A 20,436-nucleotide genomic window follows, 5' to 3' on the forward strand; every position below is an offset into this window, starting at 1 on the left:
TATATTAATTTTTTGTTAATATATTTTATATTATACTAATATTAAATATATTACCATTAAATACATCTTAACTATCTGGCTAACTTATAAAAAAAGCTACGCCCTTTTTTAATTGTCAATCATCAATTCTCAATTTATTTAACAATTCCATATGTTTCATCACTTAATAAAGTTGTTCACAGATTCGAAATTTTATAATATCCTATTAAAGCAAAAAAATATTGATGGCGTTAAAAATTCCAATTTGTTCGAAGCGAAGCAAGTTATTAGAATTTAGCCATCAATGCTTTTTGTGTTTATTTATTTCTTTTTTGTTCTTCTATTTTTTCTGCTAATTCGTTTAAGTATTCCCATCTTCCCATCTTCTCTTCTAATAATGCCTCTTTCTTTTCTTTCTCTTCTAATAATTCTTGAAGCTTTACAAAGTCACTTGTTGTTGTTTTGATTTGATTTTCTATGTTTTCTATTTTTTCTTCTATAGATTCTATCACACTATCAATTTCATCAAATTCCCTTTGTTCATTAAATGAAAACTTTAATGGTTTCTCTTTTTTATTTTTGTTCACATCATTTGCTTTTTTATCCACAGATTTTTCGATTTTAGCACTATTCTTTTCACATTCTGTGGATTTTTTTTCTTTAAGATAATCAGTATAATTTCCATTAAGCCTTTTAATTAATCCATTTCCCTCATATGAAAATATATTGTTACATATTCTATCTAAAAAATACCTGTCATGGGAAACTGTTATTACTGGTCCGTTAAATCCATCTATAAAATCCTCTAGTATTGTTAAGGTTGTTGTATCTAAGTCATTCGTAGGCTCATCTAAGAGTAATATATTTGGTGCAGACATAAGAATTCTTAAAAGATATAATCTTCTTTTTTCCCCACCTGATAATTTCCCTATTGGAGTATATTGTGCTGTTGGAGTAAATAAAAATCTCTCAAGCATTTGAGATGCTGTTATTTTATCTCCATTTGATAAAGGTAAATATTCTCCAACCTCCTTAACATAATCTATAACTCTAAGAGAATCATCCATGTGATATGTTTCTTGAGAGAAGAATCCTATTTTTACAGTTTCTCCGATCTCTATAGATCCACTATCAACCACTTCTTCTCCATTTATTATTTTCATAAGAGTTGATTTTCCTTCTCCGTTTGGTCCAACTATTCCTATTCTATCATTTTTCAATAAAATATAAGAAAAATCTCTTATACAAACTTTATCTCCAAAAGCTTTGCTTATTTCATTGATTTCTACTATTTTATTACCAAGTCTTGATCCAACAACTGAAAGTTCAAGTTGTTCCTGATTTTCACTTACCATATCATCTTTTAAATCTTCAAATCTATCTATTCTTGCTTTTTGTTTTGTAGTTCTAGCTTTAGCCCCTCTTCTTATCCAAGCTAATTCTTTTCTATATAAGTTTTCTTTTTTTCGTTGTTCTGCAACTTCTAAGGTTTCTCTTTCTATTTTTTTCTCTAAAAATATACTATAGTTTCCTTCATATGCATATAATTTGCCATTACTTATTTCTATTATCCTATTAGTAACTCTATCTAGAAAATATCTATCATGAGTTATCATAAGTAGTGCACCTTTTCTAGAATTCAAATATTCTTCAAGCCAATCTATTGTTTCACTATCCATATGGTTTGTAGGCTCATCTAATATAAGTAATTCACATGGAGTTATTAAAGCACTGGCTAATGCTACTCTTTTTCTTTGGCCCCCTGATAACTCTCCAATCTTAGCTGTAAAGTCGTTTATCCCAAGCTTTGTAAGAATTGTTTTAGCTTCGCTTTCAAGTGCCCAAAGATTTAATGTATCTATATCACTTTGGATCTTTATAAGTATATTTTGCAATGTATTATCTCCAGTAGATACCTTATGTAATACTTCCTCATATTCTTTTAAAAGTTTCATTTCTTTAGAATTACCCTTAAATACTTGCTCCAACACTGTTGCATTAAAATCAAATTCTGGGTTTTGAGATAAGTATTCTATTCTTACACTATTGCCCTTAACTATATTTCCTGTATCTGAATGTTCAACACCTGCAATGATTTTTAAAAATGTTGACTTACCTGTACCATTTATTCCTATGATACCTATTTTATCTCCTTCATTTATTCCTAAAGATATATTATCAAAAAGTATTTTTTCACTGTAACTTTTACTTAAATTTTCTATAGTAATTAAATTCATAAGTTCTCCTTCCTTATGTACGTATTGTCATATAAACAATATACAACATGAGCTTTTTTTAAACAACATCTATAAGGCACATAAAAGAAAATAATAAGTCAAATATACTAGCATACTAACTTGTTATTTTTTTGAATGTACCTAAATTGATTATTTATATTAATTTTGTGGTATAATTCTAACAGTAATTTAAGTATGAGGAGATGAATATTTTGGCTTGTAAGTTTTTTTTACATAAAGGAATGGGCAAAAGAGTTATTAAGGGTCATCCTTGGGTATACTCAGATGAAATAAATATATATGATGGTGAATATACTAATGGCGATATAGTTGAAGTATATACAGATAAAGGTCAATTTTTAGGAAAAGGCTACATAAATGACGCTTCTAAAATGGCTATAAGAATAATGACAAGAGATTTAGATGAGGAAATAAATGAAGATTTCTTTAAGAGAAAAATGAAAGCAGCTTGGGATTATAGAGTTAAGGTTATAGATACATCAAGCTGTAGATTTGTTTTTGGGGAAGCTGATTTTTTACCTGGTCTTACTATAGACAAATTTGAAAATTATTACGTAATCCAACTTTCAACTTTAGGTATGGATAAATACAAAGATACTATTGTTAAAATATTAGTTGAAGATTATAATGCCAAAGGTGTTTATGAAAGAAGTGACATTGGTACAAGAGAACTTGAAGGCTTAGAGCAAACAAAAGGATTTTTAACAGAACCTTTCGATACTAATGTTGAAATAATAGAAAATGGTGTTAAATACATAGTTGACTTAGCTAATGGTCAAAAAACAGGTTTCTTTTTAGATCAAAAAGAAAATAGAGCTGCAATACATAGAATTTGTAAAGATGCTGAAGTTTTAGATTGCTTTACACACACTGGTTCATTTGCTTTAAATGCTGGTATTGCAGGTGCCAAATCTGTTTTAGGAGTAGATGTATCTCAACATGCAATTGATTGTGCAACTACAAATGCTAAACTTAATAATCTTGATGATGTTGTTAAATTTGAATGTCATAATGCATTTGATGTTCTTCCTCAATGGTCAAGAGAAGGCAGACAATTTGATGTTGTTATATTAGATCCTCCTGCATTTACAAAGTCAAGAAATGCAGTAAAAGGAGCAACTAGAGGTTATAAAGAAATAAACCTTAGAGGCTTAAAAATGGTTAAACCAGGTGGATATTTTATAACTTGCTCTTGTTCACACTACATGAAAGAGGATCTTTTGAGAAAAACAATAGCTGATGCTGCTGTAGATGCTAAAAGATGCTTAAGACAAGTGGAATTTAGAACTCAATCTTGTGATCATCCTATACTTTGGAATTCAGATGAATCATACTACTTAAAATTCTTCGTATTCCAAGTTTATTAATAAGTAATTTCATCTAAATAAAAAAGGAGTGGGTATAAGCAACGCAAACTCGCTGGCTGCACATATCATTCTAAGTTATAAAAAATATTTATGGCTAAATTCCAATAACTCACTTTGCTCAAACAATTGGAATTCTTAACGCCATAAATATTTTTTATAACAAGAATGATTAATGCTCGCCAGATAGTTTGCTAATACTTATACCCACTCATTTTTAATATATATCTATTTAAAAATAGAAACTCATAAAAGCATAATAACTTTATCTAAACACAAAAATAGAATTATAATAACCGTAAAAAAGCAAATTTCACCTAGTATTCTAAATAGAAAAAAATATATTACTTACTACGTTCAACAATTGAAGTTCTTAACAGAAGCAATATTTTTTCACTAAGAATACTTGCGATTCATATAATAGTTTACTATCACTTATCATTCTATTTTCATTAAGATAATTTTATATTATAAAAATGTTCATCTAAAATACAACTTAATGTCAAATCAGGTCTAATCAACTTAAACTAGCTGACTGTTCATATCATTCTAAGTTTCCAAACAACGTGAAAAAAACATCATTAACTTATCACTTGTCACTATTTAAAGTTCTATATAATAATCTCTCCATTTTCATAAAAAGGAACTATATCTAGTATGTCCTTTTTCATACAATAACCTAAATCCTCTTCTAATCCAAGACTTTTAATAATATTATAATGTCTTGCATTAACTATAAATGATTGAATATCTTCATGGCTTTCATATATATGTTTTGCTGTAAATGCTACATCTGTTAAATCTACATTATCATTTTCTTCTAGAAGTTTTATCATATATCCTGCACATATGAAATCATCCATAGAAAACTGTCCTTGGGTTCCTGCATTAACAAATACAACATCATTATCTAATTCTATTATTCTTTTTGCTATAGCTTTAGCATTTATCATAGCACCTATTAATAGATTTTTTGCATTTTCACAACCCTTTATTGCTCTTGTCCCATTGCTTGTAGTCATTATAACTACCTTATCATTTACAAGTTCCTTTACATATTCAAGTGGTGAATTAGATAAGTCAAATCCCTCTATCTTTACTGCTCTTCTTTCTCCACCAAGTATAAAATTCTTCCTATTATCTTTGCTATACTCTAATGCTTCTTCTACTGTTAAAAATGGAATTACTTTTTTTGCTCCATTATTTAGTGCCGTAGTTATTACTGATGTTGCTCTAAGCATATCTATAACAACCACTGTTTTTCCCTTTGTTTTTACTTCACTTATATCATCAGCTGATATAATTAAATCAATCTTCATGTTACTCTATCCCCTTCCAAATTAAAAATGCTATTGTAAATACTGTGGCATCTTTAAAAATTCTTATATCATAACCTGTATCTTTTGATAGTTTATCTAATCTATATATTAAAGTATTTCTATGTATATATAAATTTTTAGCTGATTCACTTATATTTAAATTGCAATTTATAAATTCTTCAATTGTGTTTATCATTTCTTCATCAAGACTATCAAATGTCTCTTTAAATTCATTTAAGTATTGTTTTTTTATATTATCATCTATATTAAATATAACTTTTTCAAAAAACATTTCATTATAACTATATATTTCATCTTTATTACTTATTTTCTCACCTAATATCATTGCATCCTTAGCTTCCTCATAAGATATTTTAAAATCTTCTACACTAAAGGAATCATGACCATAACTTATAGCACATTTACAACATAACTTACTACTTAATAATTCTTTTATTATTTTGCATTCTAATTTTTTATTTTCAAACATACCAATGACTATTAAACTTTCATCGTATATCATACTAGTGATTTTATTTTCATCATATTTCTCTTTTAAAATATTTAATGCCTCATACTTGCTGCCATCAACATTTATAATCATTAAAGTACAGCCACCTTTTAAAAATGGCTCTATTGCATTAATTTTTTCCAAGTATACTTTATTTCCTTGTATTACATCCGTAAAAAATTGCTCTCTTAAACAAAATAGTTCAGAGTATTTATTTTCAATATAATACTTTAAAATAGATAAACAAGCTTCTTCACTTTTCTTTACCCTTAGTATATACTTATCATCTCCTAAACTCAATTCGGTACATGAGCTATTTTCTTTATCTATATCTAATCCACAATAATAAATATCTTCTTTATCCTTCCATTCAATACTAAACATCATGTTAGTATCTACTGATAATTCCCTTAAGAAGTCTTTAAAGTAATACACCCATATCCCCCCTATGTATATCTTAATACTGTATTAGTTGCTATATATGGAATTTATTCACTTAAATATTACCATATACCTGTTTATTTGTGAAATTACTTCCTTAATTATAGTATCAAAATCTAAGTAAATAAAATAAAAAATGCTTAATAATCCTTCATAATAATAAAATTATTAAAGATTTTAAGCATTTTTTAAAATTAATCTATATATTTTCCTTGATATAAATCATTATCTTCTAAATATTTATCTATTGCATTTAATACTTCCCATTTTTTAAGACTCCACATGGGTCCTATTAACTTATCTCTTGGTGCATCTCCTGTTAACCTATGTATAACTACATCTTTGGGTAGTAAACAAATAGCTTCACATATAAGCTTTACATATTCATCCTTTTCTAAAAATTTTAACTTCCCTTCTTCATAATCTTTCACCATTGCAGTTTCCTCCATCAAGTGAAGGAGATGCAATTTTATTCCTTGTATATCTTTTGATATAACATACTTTACTGTATTCAACATATCTTCTGGGTTTTCTTCTGGTAATCCAAATATAGTGTGTACAACAACCTCTATATTTCTTTTTCTAAGGCCCTCTATTGCTTTATCAAACACATCTCTATCATAACCTCTATTAAAATTTCTACCTATATCATCTCTAGATGTTTGAAACCCTAACTCTACCCATAAATATATTTTTTCACTAAACTCCTTAAGTAAATCTAAAATATCCTCCTCTAAGCAATCTGGTCTTGTTGCAATTGCTAATGCTACAACACCTTCTTCTTTTATAGCTTCATTATATTTTTTTCTTAGTTCCTCTACTGTACCATAAGTATTTGTATAAGCCTGAAAATAAGCTATATATTTTTCTCCATTCCACTTTTTCCTCATCATATTTTTTATATTATAAAATTGATCAGTTATTGAAATACTACTATTTCCTGCAAAATCTCCTGATCCTTTGGAACTACAAAATGTACATCCTCCTATAGAAACTTTTCCATCTCTGTTAGGACAAGTAAACCCTCCATCTAAAGATATCTTAAAAACCTTTTCTCCAAACTTCTCTCTTAAAAAATAATTTAAGCTTTTATATCTTTTTTCTCCCCACATTTTCTTCATATTATATTCCTTTCATTTATCTGATGTATTCACCTATATACCATTACCCTCTTACAAGGTGTTGAATAACAAGGTTATATACTCCTAGATTACCTCATCTCACATCCAGATGATTTTAAAAATACCATCTGAATGAAGATTAGTTCTATAAATTCTTACTATCTATTAGTATAAATTATAATTTCTCTATTTCAAAGTCTTCTAACTCCATCTCATAATTTCCATCTTTTTCATCTTCCCCTTGTTTTGACTTAACATCAAAAATTAACTTATCAAGCTTAAACTTTGAAAACACAACATCATACTTTGACTTCGGAAATTCTTCCTCTAAAGTTTTAGAAACAACTTCCCCCGATTCTGCATTGTAACATTTTAGAAATTTTTCATTGCCTTCATATTGAACAGCTAAAAATTTTTCTCTTTTACAAAAAGCCATTTCCTTTATCTTTACATCATCCACTAAATCTATATTCGTAATTTTTTTGCCTATTGGTATTTCTTTAGGGGTCATTTTTTTACTCTCCCCACTACTTTGTTGACCTTGCTCTTCTCCTTCAGTTGGAACTGAATCCTCTATCTCTACTATACCAACATAGCTTGCTTTATCACTAGATGATATTGCCATTTTATTTCCAGAAAAACTCAAACTTATTACATCAAAACTCTCTCTTGGCACATCTATTTTATTAAACTTAGCTACATCATCCTTATAATATGTATATGAAGGCATCTTTTCGAGATCTATTACAAGTTGAGTTTTTACAGCGTCTTTTTGCCTTAATCTTATTTCATCTTTATCCATAAAAGCCTCTTTAATATTAGTTGCCCCTATATCACTTATTTTATATTCATCATCTATCTTTTCAACTTTAATGCTTACTTCCTCTACTACAGAATATGGATTTTCATCTAAAAAAGATGATGAGCTAACTTTAAATAATGCTGCACTTCCAGCTAACATAGAATCTTCCATATTCCATCCGCTTGTTTTTAATTTAGACTTTTCTGGAGTCTTAAGCTTCTCTAATTGTTCATCAGCTAAAAATGTTTTTGCTTTATCTAAATCGTTAAGTTCAATGGCATCCATGTATTTTTCAAGTACATCTTGAGCTTCCCTTGAATTGAACTCATTATCATTATGTTGCTTACCACTAGAACATGAAACTAATATGCATATTATACTTAAAATCATTATAATATAAGAACCTTTTTTCATAAAAACTCCTCCTTATTTAAATTATCTATAATATGTTTCCAAAAAAACATAATATAAATTCATTTTTCCTTTATATAAGTTATATATTATACAGATAATCATTTTTAGGAGGGATTACTATTGAAAAAGAGCTCAACGTTGGTTTTTCAATGTGCTGCTGTATTTATTGGTACAGTAGTTGGTGCGGGCTTAGCTTCCGGTAAAGAAATAACTCAATTTTTCACATCTTATGGATTTGCTAGTTTTTTTGGCATAATTGCATGTGGACTTCTATATATACTTATAAGTAGCTTAATTGCCTCTATAAGTATAAAATATGATCTAAATTCATATAACGAATTTATAACTTTTGTAAGTCCAGGGTTTCTTGGAAAAATAATTGATTTTATAACAACTTTATTTCTTATTAGTAGTGCAGCTATAATTTTAGCTGGTAGTGGAGCACTTCTCCATCAATATTTTGGAGTTTCTAGGTGGGTAGGTATTTTTTTAATGGCACTGCTTTCATCATTAGTTCTATTAAAAGATACCTCTGGTCTAATTAAAATTAACAGCTTTATAGTACCATCATTAATAACTATTATTGTATCAATATTTATTTTGTATACAATATTTTGTAAGGATATGATTAGTCTTAACCATCTAATCTCAACTCCTCATCCTAAAAATAACTGGTTCATATCTAGCCTTTTATATGCCGGTTTTAATTTACTTTGTTGTAGTGGTGTACTTGTTCCTTTAAGTAAGGAAATGAAGGATGAAAAAAACATAATTAGTGGCCTAATAATAGGCTCTGTAGTTCTTTCTATACTTTGTGTTCTTATAAACATAATGCTAATGTCAAATATACCGTATATATATGAGTATGAAATTCCACTACTATATATAAGTAATAGATTTGGTAAAATAGTTCAGATAGTATTATTAGTTATTATATGGTGTGAAATGTTTTCAACTGAAGTTTCTGACATATATAGTATTGCTAAAACCTTAGAGACAAAATTTAAAATTTCCTTTAAAAAAGGTATTTTTATAGTACTTTTACTTGCTTTACCTATATCCCAGATAGGCTTTGGAAATTTAATATCCATTATATATCCATTCTTTGGTGCTATAAGTTTAATATTTATGTTTCAACTATTATATTTCTTTTTTATAAAAGATAAATAATTTAAGTTACAAGTTAGTTAGTTACAAGTGACAAGTTGGGGATGACTTTTCTACGAAAAGTCTAAAATTTAATTATTAGTTTTTCTGGACACCGGAATAAAACCTTCATTCACTTGTCACTGTCACTAAAAAAAGCTATCTCTTTAAAGAGATAGCTTTTTTATTAAATCTTATATTTTTCTAAGTCTTTTTTGAATTGATTTGTAACCTTTTTAAAATCAGCAATATTTGTTATAAGCCTTCTTATTTCTTCTGTGTACTTACTTACGTTTGCACTTACTTCTTCTGACGATGCTGAATTTTCTTCTGCAATTGCTGATAATGATTCTATAGTATCATAAATAGATGCTATAGAGTCAGCTTCTTTATTTAATTCACTAATTGTTTGAATCATTGATTCTGAAACAGATTGTATTGACACAGTCGCCTCATAACTTATATCTCTAACTACGCTCAAACTATTTGTTTCATCTTCTAATACTTTGTATTGACTATCTATGTTTCCAACAAGCATCCCTATATCATCAACAAATTTAGCAAGATTTGAATTTATATCTCTAACAGCTTCTTTAGATTGCTCTGCAAGCTTTCTTATTGATTCTGCTACCACTGCAAATCCTCTTCCCTGATCCCCAGCTCTAGCTGCTTCTATAGATGCATTTAAAGCTAATAAATTAGTTTGTTCTGCTATATCAGATACTATTGATACTATACTTGTTATATCTTGAGCTTTACCTTGTAAGTTTGCACCTTTTTCCTTAACCTTCATAAAGCTTTCTAATGTTGTTTCTATATTTTTTGAAGCATTGTCAACATTGCTAAAGCTATTATTTATTTTATCCATAGCTTTTTCTAATTCTTTTTTATTAGAATTTTCGTTTTGCACTATTCCTTTTAATGCTTCTATGTTACCATTTAATCTTGAAACTGCTTCCTCTGTATTTTCAGCTTGATTCACAGCACCAGTGGCAACTTGTTCAACTACACCAGATATCTCTCCTGATGTATAATTCATATTCTCTGAAATTTCATTTATTGTTGAAACAAATGAATTCATTTCATCAGTAATTCCTTTAAATCCTGTGAAATCGGATCTTACGACCTTTCCGTAAACTTTTAGTTCATCATAAATTTGCTCAAAGAAATCATTTGTGCATATTTTACCATCGTGAAAATATTTATTTGAATTAATTCTTTTTAATTCTTCTAAAATATCCTCCTTTGGTCTTATAAGTAAGCTAGATACTATAAAGCTTATTATAGAGGAAAATGCTGATATAATTATACCTTTAACTGGGCCTGCAAGTATTATAGATAATATAATTATAGGTATAAATGTTGCTAGCGCTATCTTTCCTGAAAAACTCTTAATAAATCCAAAGGATAGCATATTATTTAAAATATATTTCTTCTTATAATATATATCCTTACTAAAAGTTAATTTTAATTTCAAATATTCAGAGTTTTTTTCAACTTGTTTTATATCAACCTTCTCATTAAAATGTTCACAGCTACCTGTTAAAAGTCCCATGAAATAATCGAACATTCCTCTTTTAGATCTATAAGTAAAATATACTTCTCTTGATGATATAGCTTCTATTCCTACTAATGGTGGTTTTGCTCCACTAAACTTTTTAGTCATTACAACATGTATATCAAATAAAGATCTTAAAAAAGAATATAAATTATCATGTTCAAAAAGTGCAGGGTAATCTTTATAGAAGGTCTGTAAATTATCACGACCAATTTCTCTCCACAACTTACCTATATCCATTCCTTTTTGATTTGCTATACTTCTTATAACTGATTTAATTTTTTCATCTTCAACAGTTTCCACAGGTGTAAAGAATTTATCTTTGTTCCAACCATTACTTTCCATTGCTTCATCTACAACAGATTCACCATATAATCTTCTACATGTTTTAATCCATGTAGACACAACTGTTCCTTTCATAGTTTCTACCCCCATATAAATTATTTAAATATGTTAATATTATATATTTATTAATAAATATTACAAACTAAATATTATTAATTTAATCTTACAATATTTTCATAAAAAATAAAAGAGAGTATACCTCTCTTTTATCTTTTATATTGAAATTCTTTAGATATTATTTAAATCATCCCAATAAGTTATATTTGGAATATTTTCATCATCATACCTATTAAAGTTAGTTGGTGGTATAAATTTCTTTTCTATAGAATTATTTAACTCCCCCCCTCTAAGTTCAGCAATTTCTGTTACTCCAACATATACCTCTGATATTTTATACCATGTTGCAAAATCTGTATTTCCTGTTTGTGTAAGTGAAAATATTCCTTGAAATACTCTTACAGATTCTTTTGTACTAGGACCATATACTCCATCAACAGCGGTTTTAGGTATAAGTGGATAATTTTTGGCAATCCTGTTTAAATATAATTGTACAGTTCTTACTGGTTCTCCTACACTTCCCAAAACCAATGTATATCCCGGCCACGATCTAGGAATTCCTTCTACCTTTTCCGCTCTAACCAAGTCAATGTTATTTCCATAGAAATGGGTCAAAATCTCAAATGGTATTTTCCCTTCATCTCCAAGAAACTTACTTCCCCATTGTGTTAGCCATCCTGGGCACTTAACATTTACTCCATCGCAATATTGTGCAAGTAATGGTTGTTTTGCTCCTTGCCTTCTAATGTACGTAGAAAAAATATCATCTACAATTCTACTTATATTATCGTATATATTTCTTCCAAAGTTAAATGCATGATCGTATGCTGTTGAATTTGTTATATCAAAATTTTTACCCTTTGATATATACCATTCAGTAAATATTCTATTTAGTGTAAATGATATTATACAATATACATTTGCTCTTATTGTAGTTTCTGGCCAAGTAGCAAATATCTCACATGATGCAACGTTCTTTATATAGTCTCTAAATCTAACCGTATAATTTGGTGCAGATGGATCATTAGGACTACCCGCATGAACTATAATAAATTCTGGAACTACAGGTTGAGGAAGAACTACCCCACCAGTTGTTGGTGGTAATGGTTTATCCGGATCTTCTGGAATTTTAGGAGGAAAACCACCTAATAAAGTATTGGGCTCGACTATTATTATTCTTTCTGGAGCTCTAGTAAGCCCTGTATCTGGAGTTAAGTTGAATCTTTGAAGTGCTGTAATATCAGGATATATTTGTGCTCCTTTTATCATAACATCCGCATATCCTCTTGCTTCTAATCTTAAATCTACAAAGCTATATGGTATTTTACCTGTTGGAGTCTGAGAGTATTCTATATTAGGTGCTTCTATTTCTATAGTTTGAGATAAACCAGAAGAATCTGTTTTCAGATCTACTTCTATTTGTCTTGAACCTATATCTTGTGTGTTTGTTACTGTTATTTTAGCTCCATCTAAAGGTAGAAAACCATCCCCACTGAATAGTTGAGCTTTTAAAAAACCTTTTGACATAATCTTTCCCCTTTTATTACTAATACTGTATATAATATGAATTTTTACACTTCTTTGTTACGGTCTAATACCATAGATTTTAATTCGTCTAAATCATCAGGCAAAAAATTTATACTTTCACAACTTGAACATCTAGTTCTTATGCTTTGAAAAACTCCCTCTAAACTTAACATACCATATCCCCACTCTCTATTTGGATAAACGTCTCCGGGACGCTTATTCGTACCTCTTATTAGATAAGTTTTAAGTTTAGGAGCATATAAAGTTGGATCATTTCCATCCACAATTCCCCATTGAAGCATTAAAGCACATGCTGATGCTAATGTAGCTGATGCTACACTTGCTCCACTTATTGTTATTACACTATCATTTTTAGAAATTGTTCTCGCATCGATTCCTCCAGTAGTTATATCTGGCTTTATTCTTTCATCTCTTGTAAATCCTCTTCCAGAAACTGCAACTATAGAATTATTATTTTGATTATAAAAAGATGTTGATATTATATATCTACTTGTTGAAGGTGGCGTTAATGTTCCATATGGAGTTGAATTTAAAAATCTTGTATCTCCCCTTAATAATTTTCTTTGTAAAAGATAAGCATTAAATGTTCCATTAACTATATAATCACCTATAATTCTAAATTGCCATATCCCTTCCTTTAAGTCCCTCATTGTTACCCTTATTAACTCATCTCCTGTAAGCTCTTCTGGTAAAAAGTATTCTACAGTAACTCTAGTACCTTCATATACAAACTTTATTTCTTCTACCTCTTGTAATTTGGCTGGTATTTTTTCAATTACTTCTCCCGAAGGCGAAACTATGCCTAATGATATTTTATCCGGTTTTGTAGCCCACACCTCAAACATTAAATTTTTCTGCTCTGGTGATACTTTAAGTTCTAATATATGAAAATCTCCAGTTTCATCAATTTCACCTGCAGCATGTGTTCCTGATTCTCCTTCATTTCCTGTTGATGTTACAGCAACAATTCCTCTTACTCTTGAAACATCATCAATATATCTCTCTATTACACTGTTCCCATCATGTGGTCCTAGATTTGTACCTAATGGTATATATATTACCATTGGTCTATTTAAAGCTCTTGCAATATTGAACAAATATTTTATACCAACAATCAAATCTGTCCCCTCATATACCGGATCCTCTATATTTATATCAAGTCTACTATTCGCTGTTTTTAACTTTACTACTACTAGCTCTGAATCCGGTGCTCCACCCCTAACTTGAGGATTGTATCCTCTTCCTGCTATAATACATGCCATACTTGTTCCATGCCCTATTTCATCAAATGATGGAACTATTGAATATGGATTTTCATTTCTTTCATTAGCCTTTATAGCTTCGTTTATCTTTTCACTTGTATACTCTGTTCCAAAAATCAACCCTTCTGGTGATGGTCCTATGCTCACTGTTTGATCCCAAATAGAAAAAATTCTTGTTGTGTCATCCTCATACATAAATTCTCTACTTAGATAGTTAATGCCTGTATCAACAATTCCTATTAACACCCCTTTTCCTCTTAAATTTAGATATTTATTATCATTAAATTTATCTATTTGCGCAGCTTCTATAGGTGTTGAATTTAGCGTATATGGCATCTTAGGTACTAAATAAACAATTTCCTTAACCTCTTTTAATAATCTCCTTTCTTTACCCGTTTGAACTGTTACAATTGCAAAATTATCATCTAGTATAAAGCCACAGGCAAAATCTATATTTTCTAATGCACCTAGAATATCACCATTGTATTCAACTACATAATTGGTATAATTAGAATCTACATATAAATCACCACAGTTCATTCTGAATCCCCTATACTCATTATTTAAATTTCTACTAAAGCTCTCATCTATTAAAAGTTGAAGACTATTGTCTGCACATACTGTCCCATATCCCCAAGTTACATTGGGATATACTGTTAGTTGCCTGTTCCTTTTTGCACCTCTGAGCAAATAATATTTTAACCTCTCACCATATAAAAATGGGTCATTTCTTTCTATCATTCCCCATTGCATGAAAAGGGCACAAATTCCTGCAACTTGAGGCGCTGCCATGGATGTGCCAGTTTTAGTATCAAATCTTCCACCTGGTATCGCACCTTGAATACTTTCTCCTGGTGCTACTAAATCTGGTTTTAATACAGGATTACCTTCACCACCTCTTCCTGAAAATGAAGAAATATTACCAGTTGCATAATCATAACTCCCTACTGAAACTACATTTTGTACTGTAGCTGGTATTCCTAATGTATTAAAAACATTTGGTTTCAAAAACTTAGTAGCTGTATTTAATCCCTCAGCAATTGGTAACCATATATCAAAATTACTTGAATAGTCATTATCCAAATATATTTTTATTGTCCATACTCCATCATTTATATAATTTGAGACTTCAGGAAGTATTGCTATAATAATTTCTCCACTTATATTAAATGGTTTAGGTCCTGTATAATAAAAACTAACTCTATCTGTTCCAGCATTCCCTTCTCTAAACCCTTCCTTTATTCTAAACTTTCCTGTACTTATTCCAGATGGATTTTTAAGCTCTATGCTAATATCACTTAGAATTCCTTTATACAACTGAAATATTATGCCTGTCTCTTCTTTTCCAATATTTAAAGAAATATTCTGTTCCTTCCTAAGCATTCCGCCTACATGGTGCCCCCTATCTGCTTCATTTCCAGCCGCAACTACAAAAGTTATATTTTCTGCATTACAAACTGTATTTATATACTGCTCCATTACACTACTTCCATTATGTGCTCCATCATTGGTGCTGAAACTTAAATTTATAACTAGTGGCTGATTATTTTCATTTTTTTTATCAAGTAAAAACTTTATTCCTCTCATTATGACTGTGCTCTTTGTATAATTTAACATTCCCTCTGGAGTAAGCTTCACCATAGCTATATCACTCTCATAAGCTACTCCATAAAGTTCTCTTCTTATGTTTCCTCCGGCACAGGCTATACTTGTTACATGTGTTCCATGACCATTTGGATCTCTTTGATTAACTATTGAGTATGGATTTTCAGATTCTATAGCTTTATTTATTTCCTGTTCAGTGTAAATTACCCCAACTTGAGATAAATCATATATATATTTTATTCTTGTTTTTCCTTCTTTATTTATAAATGCAGGATGTAAATAGTCTATACCTGAATCAAGTACCCCAACCATTACACCCTTTCCTGTTAATTTATATAGATCCCATAAATCAGGTATACAAGATGCTTTATTACTAGAAAATTCAGTTGTATATAAAGTTTGAGGTAATTCAACATAACCTACACCTTCTATCTGTGCTAAATTTTCCAAGTTATCCACAGGCAAAGTTATTATTCCAAATCCAAATCCTAGATTTTCAAAGGTTCCTCCAACCTTGTCCACAGACTTATCCACTTTATCCACATTATCCCCAACTATAGCCATAAATTCTAATTTACCTTGTAAAAACTTTTCCCTTTGAACACGTTTTATAAGTGTTTCTCTTAAATTTGGTGGTAAATTTTGTATTAAACCTAAGAGCGCATCTCCTTTTATTGTAATCATCCCCCAAAATCATTATCATTATATAATTATGTTAAATATGGTAAATAGTTATTAAAATTTATATTAAAATCCATTTTACTCAGTGACAAGTGACAAGTTGAGGTTGAAAATCACAGATCTTCTTTAAAAATAGTTCTTATTTCATCATTAACTTGCCACTTGTCACTATATAACGTATTTCTCAAATATATAATATCTTCTACAAAATAAAAAAAAGCTTATATATAAGACAATATTTTAGAGTCTTACATATAAGCTTCTTAGGCACATTCAAAAAAATAACAAGTCAGTATGCTAGTCTATTTTGTGTCATACTTCGTCAGCGATATTAGCCCATAGTCTATGCTATGAACTAATATCACTTCCTTGTCTGACACAAAATAGACATGGCATCTTGGACTTGTTATTTTCTTTCATGTGCCTTATTATAATTTAATTTCTAATTTTAATAATTTTGCTATAGGTGTTACTTCTTTTATATAAACAGTTTCTGTTTGCATAGTACCTTTATTGCTTAATATTAGAAGCTTTGAATTATCTAATCTTTTTATATACCTTACAGCACGTATACCATTATATTCTATAAAACATAGAGAATTATTCTCTATTTCTTTTATACTATGGCAAAATGCTATATCTCCCTTTTGCATTCTATAACCTAGCATTTCATCATTTTCTATTTCTAAAAACATTACCTTATCTTGAGCAAATCCCTCTATTTTATTAGAATGAACTGGTAACTCCCTATAACCAATAGCTTTTCTTAAATCATATTTATATATTGGTACATTTCTCAATACATCTCCAAAAGCTTGGTTCCATATATCTTTAGTCTCACCATCTTTTGACTTATCTTTTTTTATAGATGAATATGAAGGAGCTTTTTCCTCTTTAAACACCTCTGATTCAAAAGACATACCAATATCATTAACATTTTTATTTAAAGCTTTAGATATTCTTTGTAAAACTTGTTCATTGGCAATTTTTCTTCCTAGCTCAAGCTCATTTATAAAACTTTCTGCAACGCCTAATTTTTTAGCTAGTTGCTTTTGAGTCATTTTACTTTCTTCTCTTGCTATCTTTATTTTTTCTCCAACCCTACTCACTTTACTTTACCTCTCAATTATTTATTATTTTTTTTATACCAATCTCTCTCTTTTATTAAATGTTCTGTTGCAAGATAATCAAAAGTCCAGGAATTAGAATTTTCAGTAATTACAGCTATAATTACTCTTTTTCCCATTGCACCCCTAATTATTTTTATAAGTACGTCAACCTCTTTATTTGAATACCCATTTATAAGTATAATCTTTTCTTTTGGTATACTTTTTTCACTAGGAAGAATTTCAACTTCATTTATTAAGTTTTCTATTTTAGTCCCTATCATATTGTCTTTTACAATTATATACTCTTTGTTAAATGTTTTTAATATATTTAAATCTTTATTAGCTAAACCATACGCTAATAATACTTTCTTATCTACCATAGATAAAATCACTCCTATAGCTTTTCTGGCTCATCATATTCAACACCAAAAGTATCAACAGTTACTTCTTTCATAACTTGATCCTCAAATGGTCTATCTGATCTATCTGTAGCTACACTAACTATTTTTTCAGCAAACTCCATTCCCTCTATAACTTTTCCAAATGATGCGTATTGACCATCTAAATGAGGTGAATTGGCTACCATTATAAAGAATTGGCTACCAGCAGAATCTCTTTGCATAGATCTAGCCATTGAAATTACGCCTTTTGAGTGTTTTAAGTCATTATTAAATCCGTTATTTGTAAATTCTCCTCTTATACTATATCCTGGACCTCCCATACCTGTTCCATCTGGACATCCACCTTGAATCATAAAACCTGGAATTACTCTATGAAATATTTTACCACTATAAAACCCCTTTTTAACAAGGCTTATAAAATTTTTAACTGTATTTGGTGCAACCTCTGGATATAATTCTATTTTTATTACTTCCTCATTTTTTAATTTTATTGAAACTATTGGATTCATAAATCTATCTCCCTTCAAAATGTCTTACTATTATATTGATTATACATTAGCACAAAAATTATTCTAATTTTTAGCGCATTTATGTGCTTTAAGGCACATGGAACAAAATAACAAACCAAAAATGACATGTATATTTTGGGTCAGATAAGGATGTAATATTAGTTTATAGCAAGCTATGGGCTAACATTACTTATGTAGTATGACACGAAATATACTATCATACTGACTTGTTATTTTTTGAATGTACCTAATATAAAAATAACATATCTATTTATAAAATCCTATATTTTTATATAAAAAAATAGAGACACCTTTATAAAAAGGAGCCCCTATTTTGTTAAAAATTATTTATTTTAAAAAGCTGTGCCTAATAACACTCTCTTATAATCTCTAGAATTTGATAAATTCTTAACATTAACAGCATTGATTACATAGTCTCTTCCTTTTGTGTTTATTAAATCTGTAAAGAATGAAAATAAGAACGTGGTGGGAATCCTTCCCATTCCATCAAAGTTTAAAATAACTTTCTCTTTATATTCTTCATTTAATGCATCACGTACAAATTCCCTTAATATTATAGCATCTTCACTTTCATATTCAGCCCCTATAACATCCTTAACTAATATCTCCATATAAAATCCCCCCCACACACAAATTTGTTTTCTAAATTTTCTAACAATTATATCTTTATATTTAATATATCAAAAACAAATAATTGTGTCAATGTTTTAACAATGTATTTTGTGTTAATTTTATCAATATATATATAACTTCTTTCTAAATCTTCTTATTAAGTCCAAATTAAGCATAATAAAGCCATTAATATTAAAAGAAATCATTAATTTTTTTTATTTATTAATAATTTCTTTACAAATTAAAAAGTCACTACTCCACACTTTAATTAAAAATTGAGATTTGACAATTTACAATTATGGTTAAAAATTACAGGTTTTCTTATTTATAAAAGTTGAGAGTGGAAGGTGGAAAGCTGAAAGTTATGGTTGAAAATCACAGATTTTCTTCCAAGCTTATATTTTAAATTTAAAATCTTCCTTAGAAGATTTATCCTTCACTCTCAACTATCCACTTTCCACATTCAACTAAAAGAATTATATCTCTATTAATTTATAACTTAAATCTATCAAATTTTTATTTTCCGAAGAATTGAATATTTTTATGTACCTATCTTTATTATTAAGATTAAGAAGATTTTTTTCCTCAAGCTTTCTTTTAAGCTCATTAGTTGTTCCTAAACTTCCATCAATTATAGGTACATCACTTCCAATAATTTCTTTAATTACATCCTCAATAAATGGATAATGTGTGCAACCTAAAACAATTGATGATAATTTACTGCCCTCAAATTTATTAAATTTAGACTTTAAAAAACTTTTTAATTCTTTGCTATTTAAATCTCCATTTTCTATAAACTCTACAAGTCCTGGGCATGGAAGTGGTTCAATTTCTGCTTCCTTACCATATTTATTAACTAAGTTGTTGAATTTAGTTTCAGCTAAAGTAACTGTAGTTGCCATTATAACAATCTTACCATCTCTTTTTAATTCAATAGCTGGTTTTAAAGCAGGTTCTACACCAATTACAGGTATATCATATATTTTTCTTAAATCATTTATAGCAACACTAGTAGCAGTATTACACGCAATAACTATAGCTTTTACATTTTTTGATACTAAAAATTCTGCTGATTTTAATGTTAATTCTCTAACTTTATCTATAGATTTTGTTCCATATGGAGCATTCTTAGAGTCTCCAAAATATACAAAGTTCTCATTAGGCATTAACTTAATAGCTGTTTTTAAAACACTTAATCCCCCTACACCTGTATCAAAAAAACCTATTGGTCTATTATTTTTATCCTCCATAAGATATTCACTCCTTAAAGACAAATGTTTAACTAGTTTATATTTTATCAAAAAAATATATTATTGTAAAAAATATATAGATTTTTATATTTATTCTATACTCTGTTTAGCTTATCTAACACT

Annotated in this window: 15 protein-coding genes; 2 read left to right on the forward strand and 13 right to left on the reverse strand. The window is 28.9% G+C overall.

The annotated features are described in order from the left end of the window. Window positions 1–296: 296 nt before the first annotated feature. Complete coding sequence (locus BM119_RS10300; RefSeq protein ID WP_090041211.1) at window positions 297–2,216, reverse strand: ABC-F family ATP-binding cassette domain-containing protein; 1,920 nt, start codon at window positions 2,214–2,216, stop codon at window positions 297–299. A gap of 212 nt (window positions 2,217–2,428) precedes the next feature. Here BM119_RS10300 and BM119_RS10305 point away from each other — a divergent pair, with 212 nt between their 5' ends. Further along, window positions 2,429–3,604 carry a class I SAM-dependent rRNA methyltransferase gene (locus BM119_RS10305; RefSeq protein WP_090041213.1) on the forward strand — a complete coding sequence of 392 codons (1,176 nt, stop codon included), beginning with the start codon at window positions 2,429–2,431 and terminating at the stop codon, window positions 3,602–3,604. A 608-nt stretch (window positions 3,605–4,212) separates the two neighbouring features. Here BM119_RS10305 and BM119_RS10310 read toward each other — a convergent pair. The 4 genes from BM119_RS10310 to BM119_RS10325 all read right to left on the reverse strand — a co-directional run bounded on the left by BM119_RS10310 (window position 4,213) and on the right by BM119_RS10325 (window position 8,209). Further along, window positions 4,213–4,920 carry a 2-phosphosulfolactate phosphatase family protein gene (locus BM119_RS10310; protein WP_090041215.1) on the reverse strand — a complete coding sequence of 236 codons (708 nt, stop codon included), beginning with the start codon at window positions 4,918–4,920 and terminating at the stop codon, window positions 4,213–4,215. A 1-nt stretch (window position 4,921) separates the two neighbouring features. After that, a complete protein-coding gene (locus BM119_RS10315; RefSeq protein ID WP_090041217.1) occupies window positions 4,922–5,866 on the reverse strand; it encodes a PucR family transcriptional regulator in 945 nt (314 codons plus the stop codon). Between the two features lie 200 nt (window positions 5,867–6,066). After that, window positions 6,067–6,993: a tRNA modification radical SAM protein MnmL/YtqA gene (gene mnmL / locus BM119_RS10320; protein ID WP_090041218.1), complete on the reverse strand. Its 927-nt coding sequence runs from the start codon at window positions 6,991–6,993 to the stop codon at window positions 6,067–6,069. Between the two features lie 175 nt (window positions 6,994–7,168). After that, entirely contained in the window at window positions 7,169–8,209 is a 1,041-nt protein-coding gene (locus tag BM119_RS10325; RefSeq protein ID WP_090041220.1) for a hypothetical protein, read from the reverse strand. 120 nt (window positions 8,210–8,329) lie between these two features. On the opposite strand from BM119_RS10325, the gene BM119_RS10330 reads away from it, so the two are divergent. Continuing rightward, on the forward strand, window positions 8,330–9,379 hold the full coding sequence (locus BM119_RS10330) for a YkvI family membrane protein (protein ID WP_090041222.1): 1,050 nt from the start codon (window positions 8,330–8,332) through the stop codon (window positions 9,377–9,379). A gap of 163 nt (window positions 9,380–9,542) precedes the next feature. On the opposite strand, the gene BM119_RS10335 is transcribed toward BM119_RS10330, so the two are convergent. The 8 genes from BM119_RS10335 to murI all read right to left on the reverse strand — a co-directional run bounded on the left by BM119_RS10335 (window position 9,543) and on the right by murI (window position 20,313). After that, on the reverse strand, window positions 9,543–11,333 hold the full coding sequence (locus BM119_RS10335; protein WP_090041224.1) for a heme NO-binding domain-containing protein: 1,791 nt from the start codon (window positions 11,331–11,333) through the stop codon (window positions 9,543–9,545). 153 nt (window positions 11,334–11,486) lie between these two features. Beyond that, window positions 11,487–12,842 (reverse strand): peptidoglycan-binding domain-containing protein, encoded by a 1,356-nt coding sequence (locus BM119_RS10340; protein WP_090041226.1) that lies wholly within the window; start codon window positions 12,840–12,842, stop codon window positions 11,487–11,489. 44 nt (window positions 12,843–12,886) lie between these two features. Beyond that, the gene (locus BM119_RS10345) at window positions 12,887–16,414 is read right to left on the reverse strand and encodes a S8 family serine peptidase (protein WP_177199387.1); all 3,528 of its coding nucleotides are present in this window, start codon (window positions 16,412–16,414) and stop codon (window positions 12,887–12,889) included. 425 nt (window positions 16,415–16,839) lie between these two features. Beyond that, window positions 16,840–17,520 (reverse strand): helix-turn-helix transcriptional regulator, encoded by a 681-nt coding sequence (locus BM119_RS10350; protein WP_090041227.1) that lies wholly within the window; start codon window positions 17,518–17,520, stop codon window positions 16,840–16,842. Window positions 17,521–17,537: 17 nt separating this feature from the next. Continuing rightward, window positions 17,538–17,900 (reverse strand): DUF3783 domain-containing protein, encoded by a 363-nt coding sequence (locus BM119_RS10355; protein ID WP_090041228.1) that lies wholly within the window; start codon window positions 17,898–17,900, stop codon window positions 17,538–17,540. A gap of 14 nt (window positions 17,901–17,914) precedes the next feature. After that, window positions 17,915–18,430, reverse strand: coding sequence for a peptidylprolyl isomerase (locus BM119_RS10360; RefSeq protein ID WP_090041230.1), 516 nt, complete (start codon window positions 18,428–18,430; stop codon window positions 17,915–17,917). 353 nt (window positions 18,431–18,783) lie between these two features. Beyond that, the gene (locus BM119_RS10365; RefSeq protein WP_090041231.1) at window positions 18,784–19,062 is read right to left on the reverse strand and encodes an STAS-like domain-containing protein; all 279 of its coding nucleotides are present in this window, start codon (window positions 19,060–19,062) and stop codon (window positions 18,784–18,786) included. A gap of 477 nt (window positions 19,063–19,539) precedes the next feature. Then, window positions 19,540–20,313 carry a glutamate racemase gene (murI, locus tag BM119_RS10370; RefSeq protein ID WP_090041233.1) on the reverse strand — a complete coding sequence of 258 codons (774 nt, stop codon included), beginning with the start codon at window positions 20,311–20,313 and terminating at the stop codon, window positions 19,540–19,542. Window positions 20,314–20,436 lie beyond the last annotated feature (123 nt).

The organism is Clostridium frigidicarnis, assembly GCF_900111985.1.
Lineage (GTDB): Bacteria > Bacillota > Clostridia > Clostridiales > Clostridiaceae > Clostridium_Z > Clostridium_Z frigidicarnis.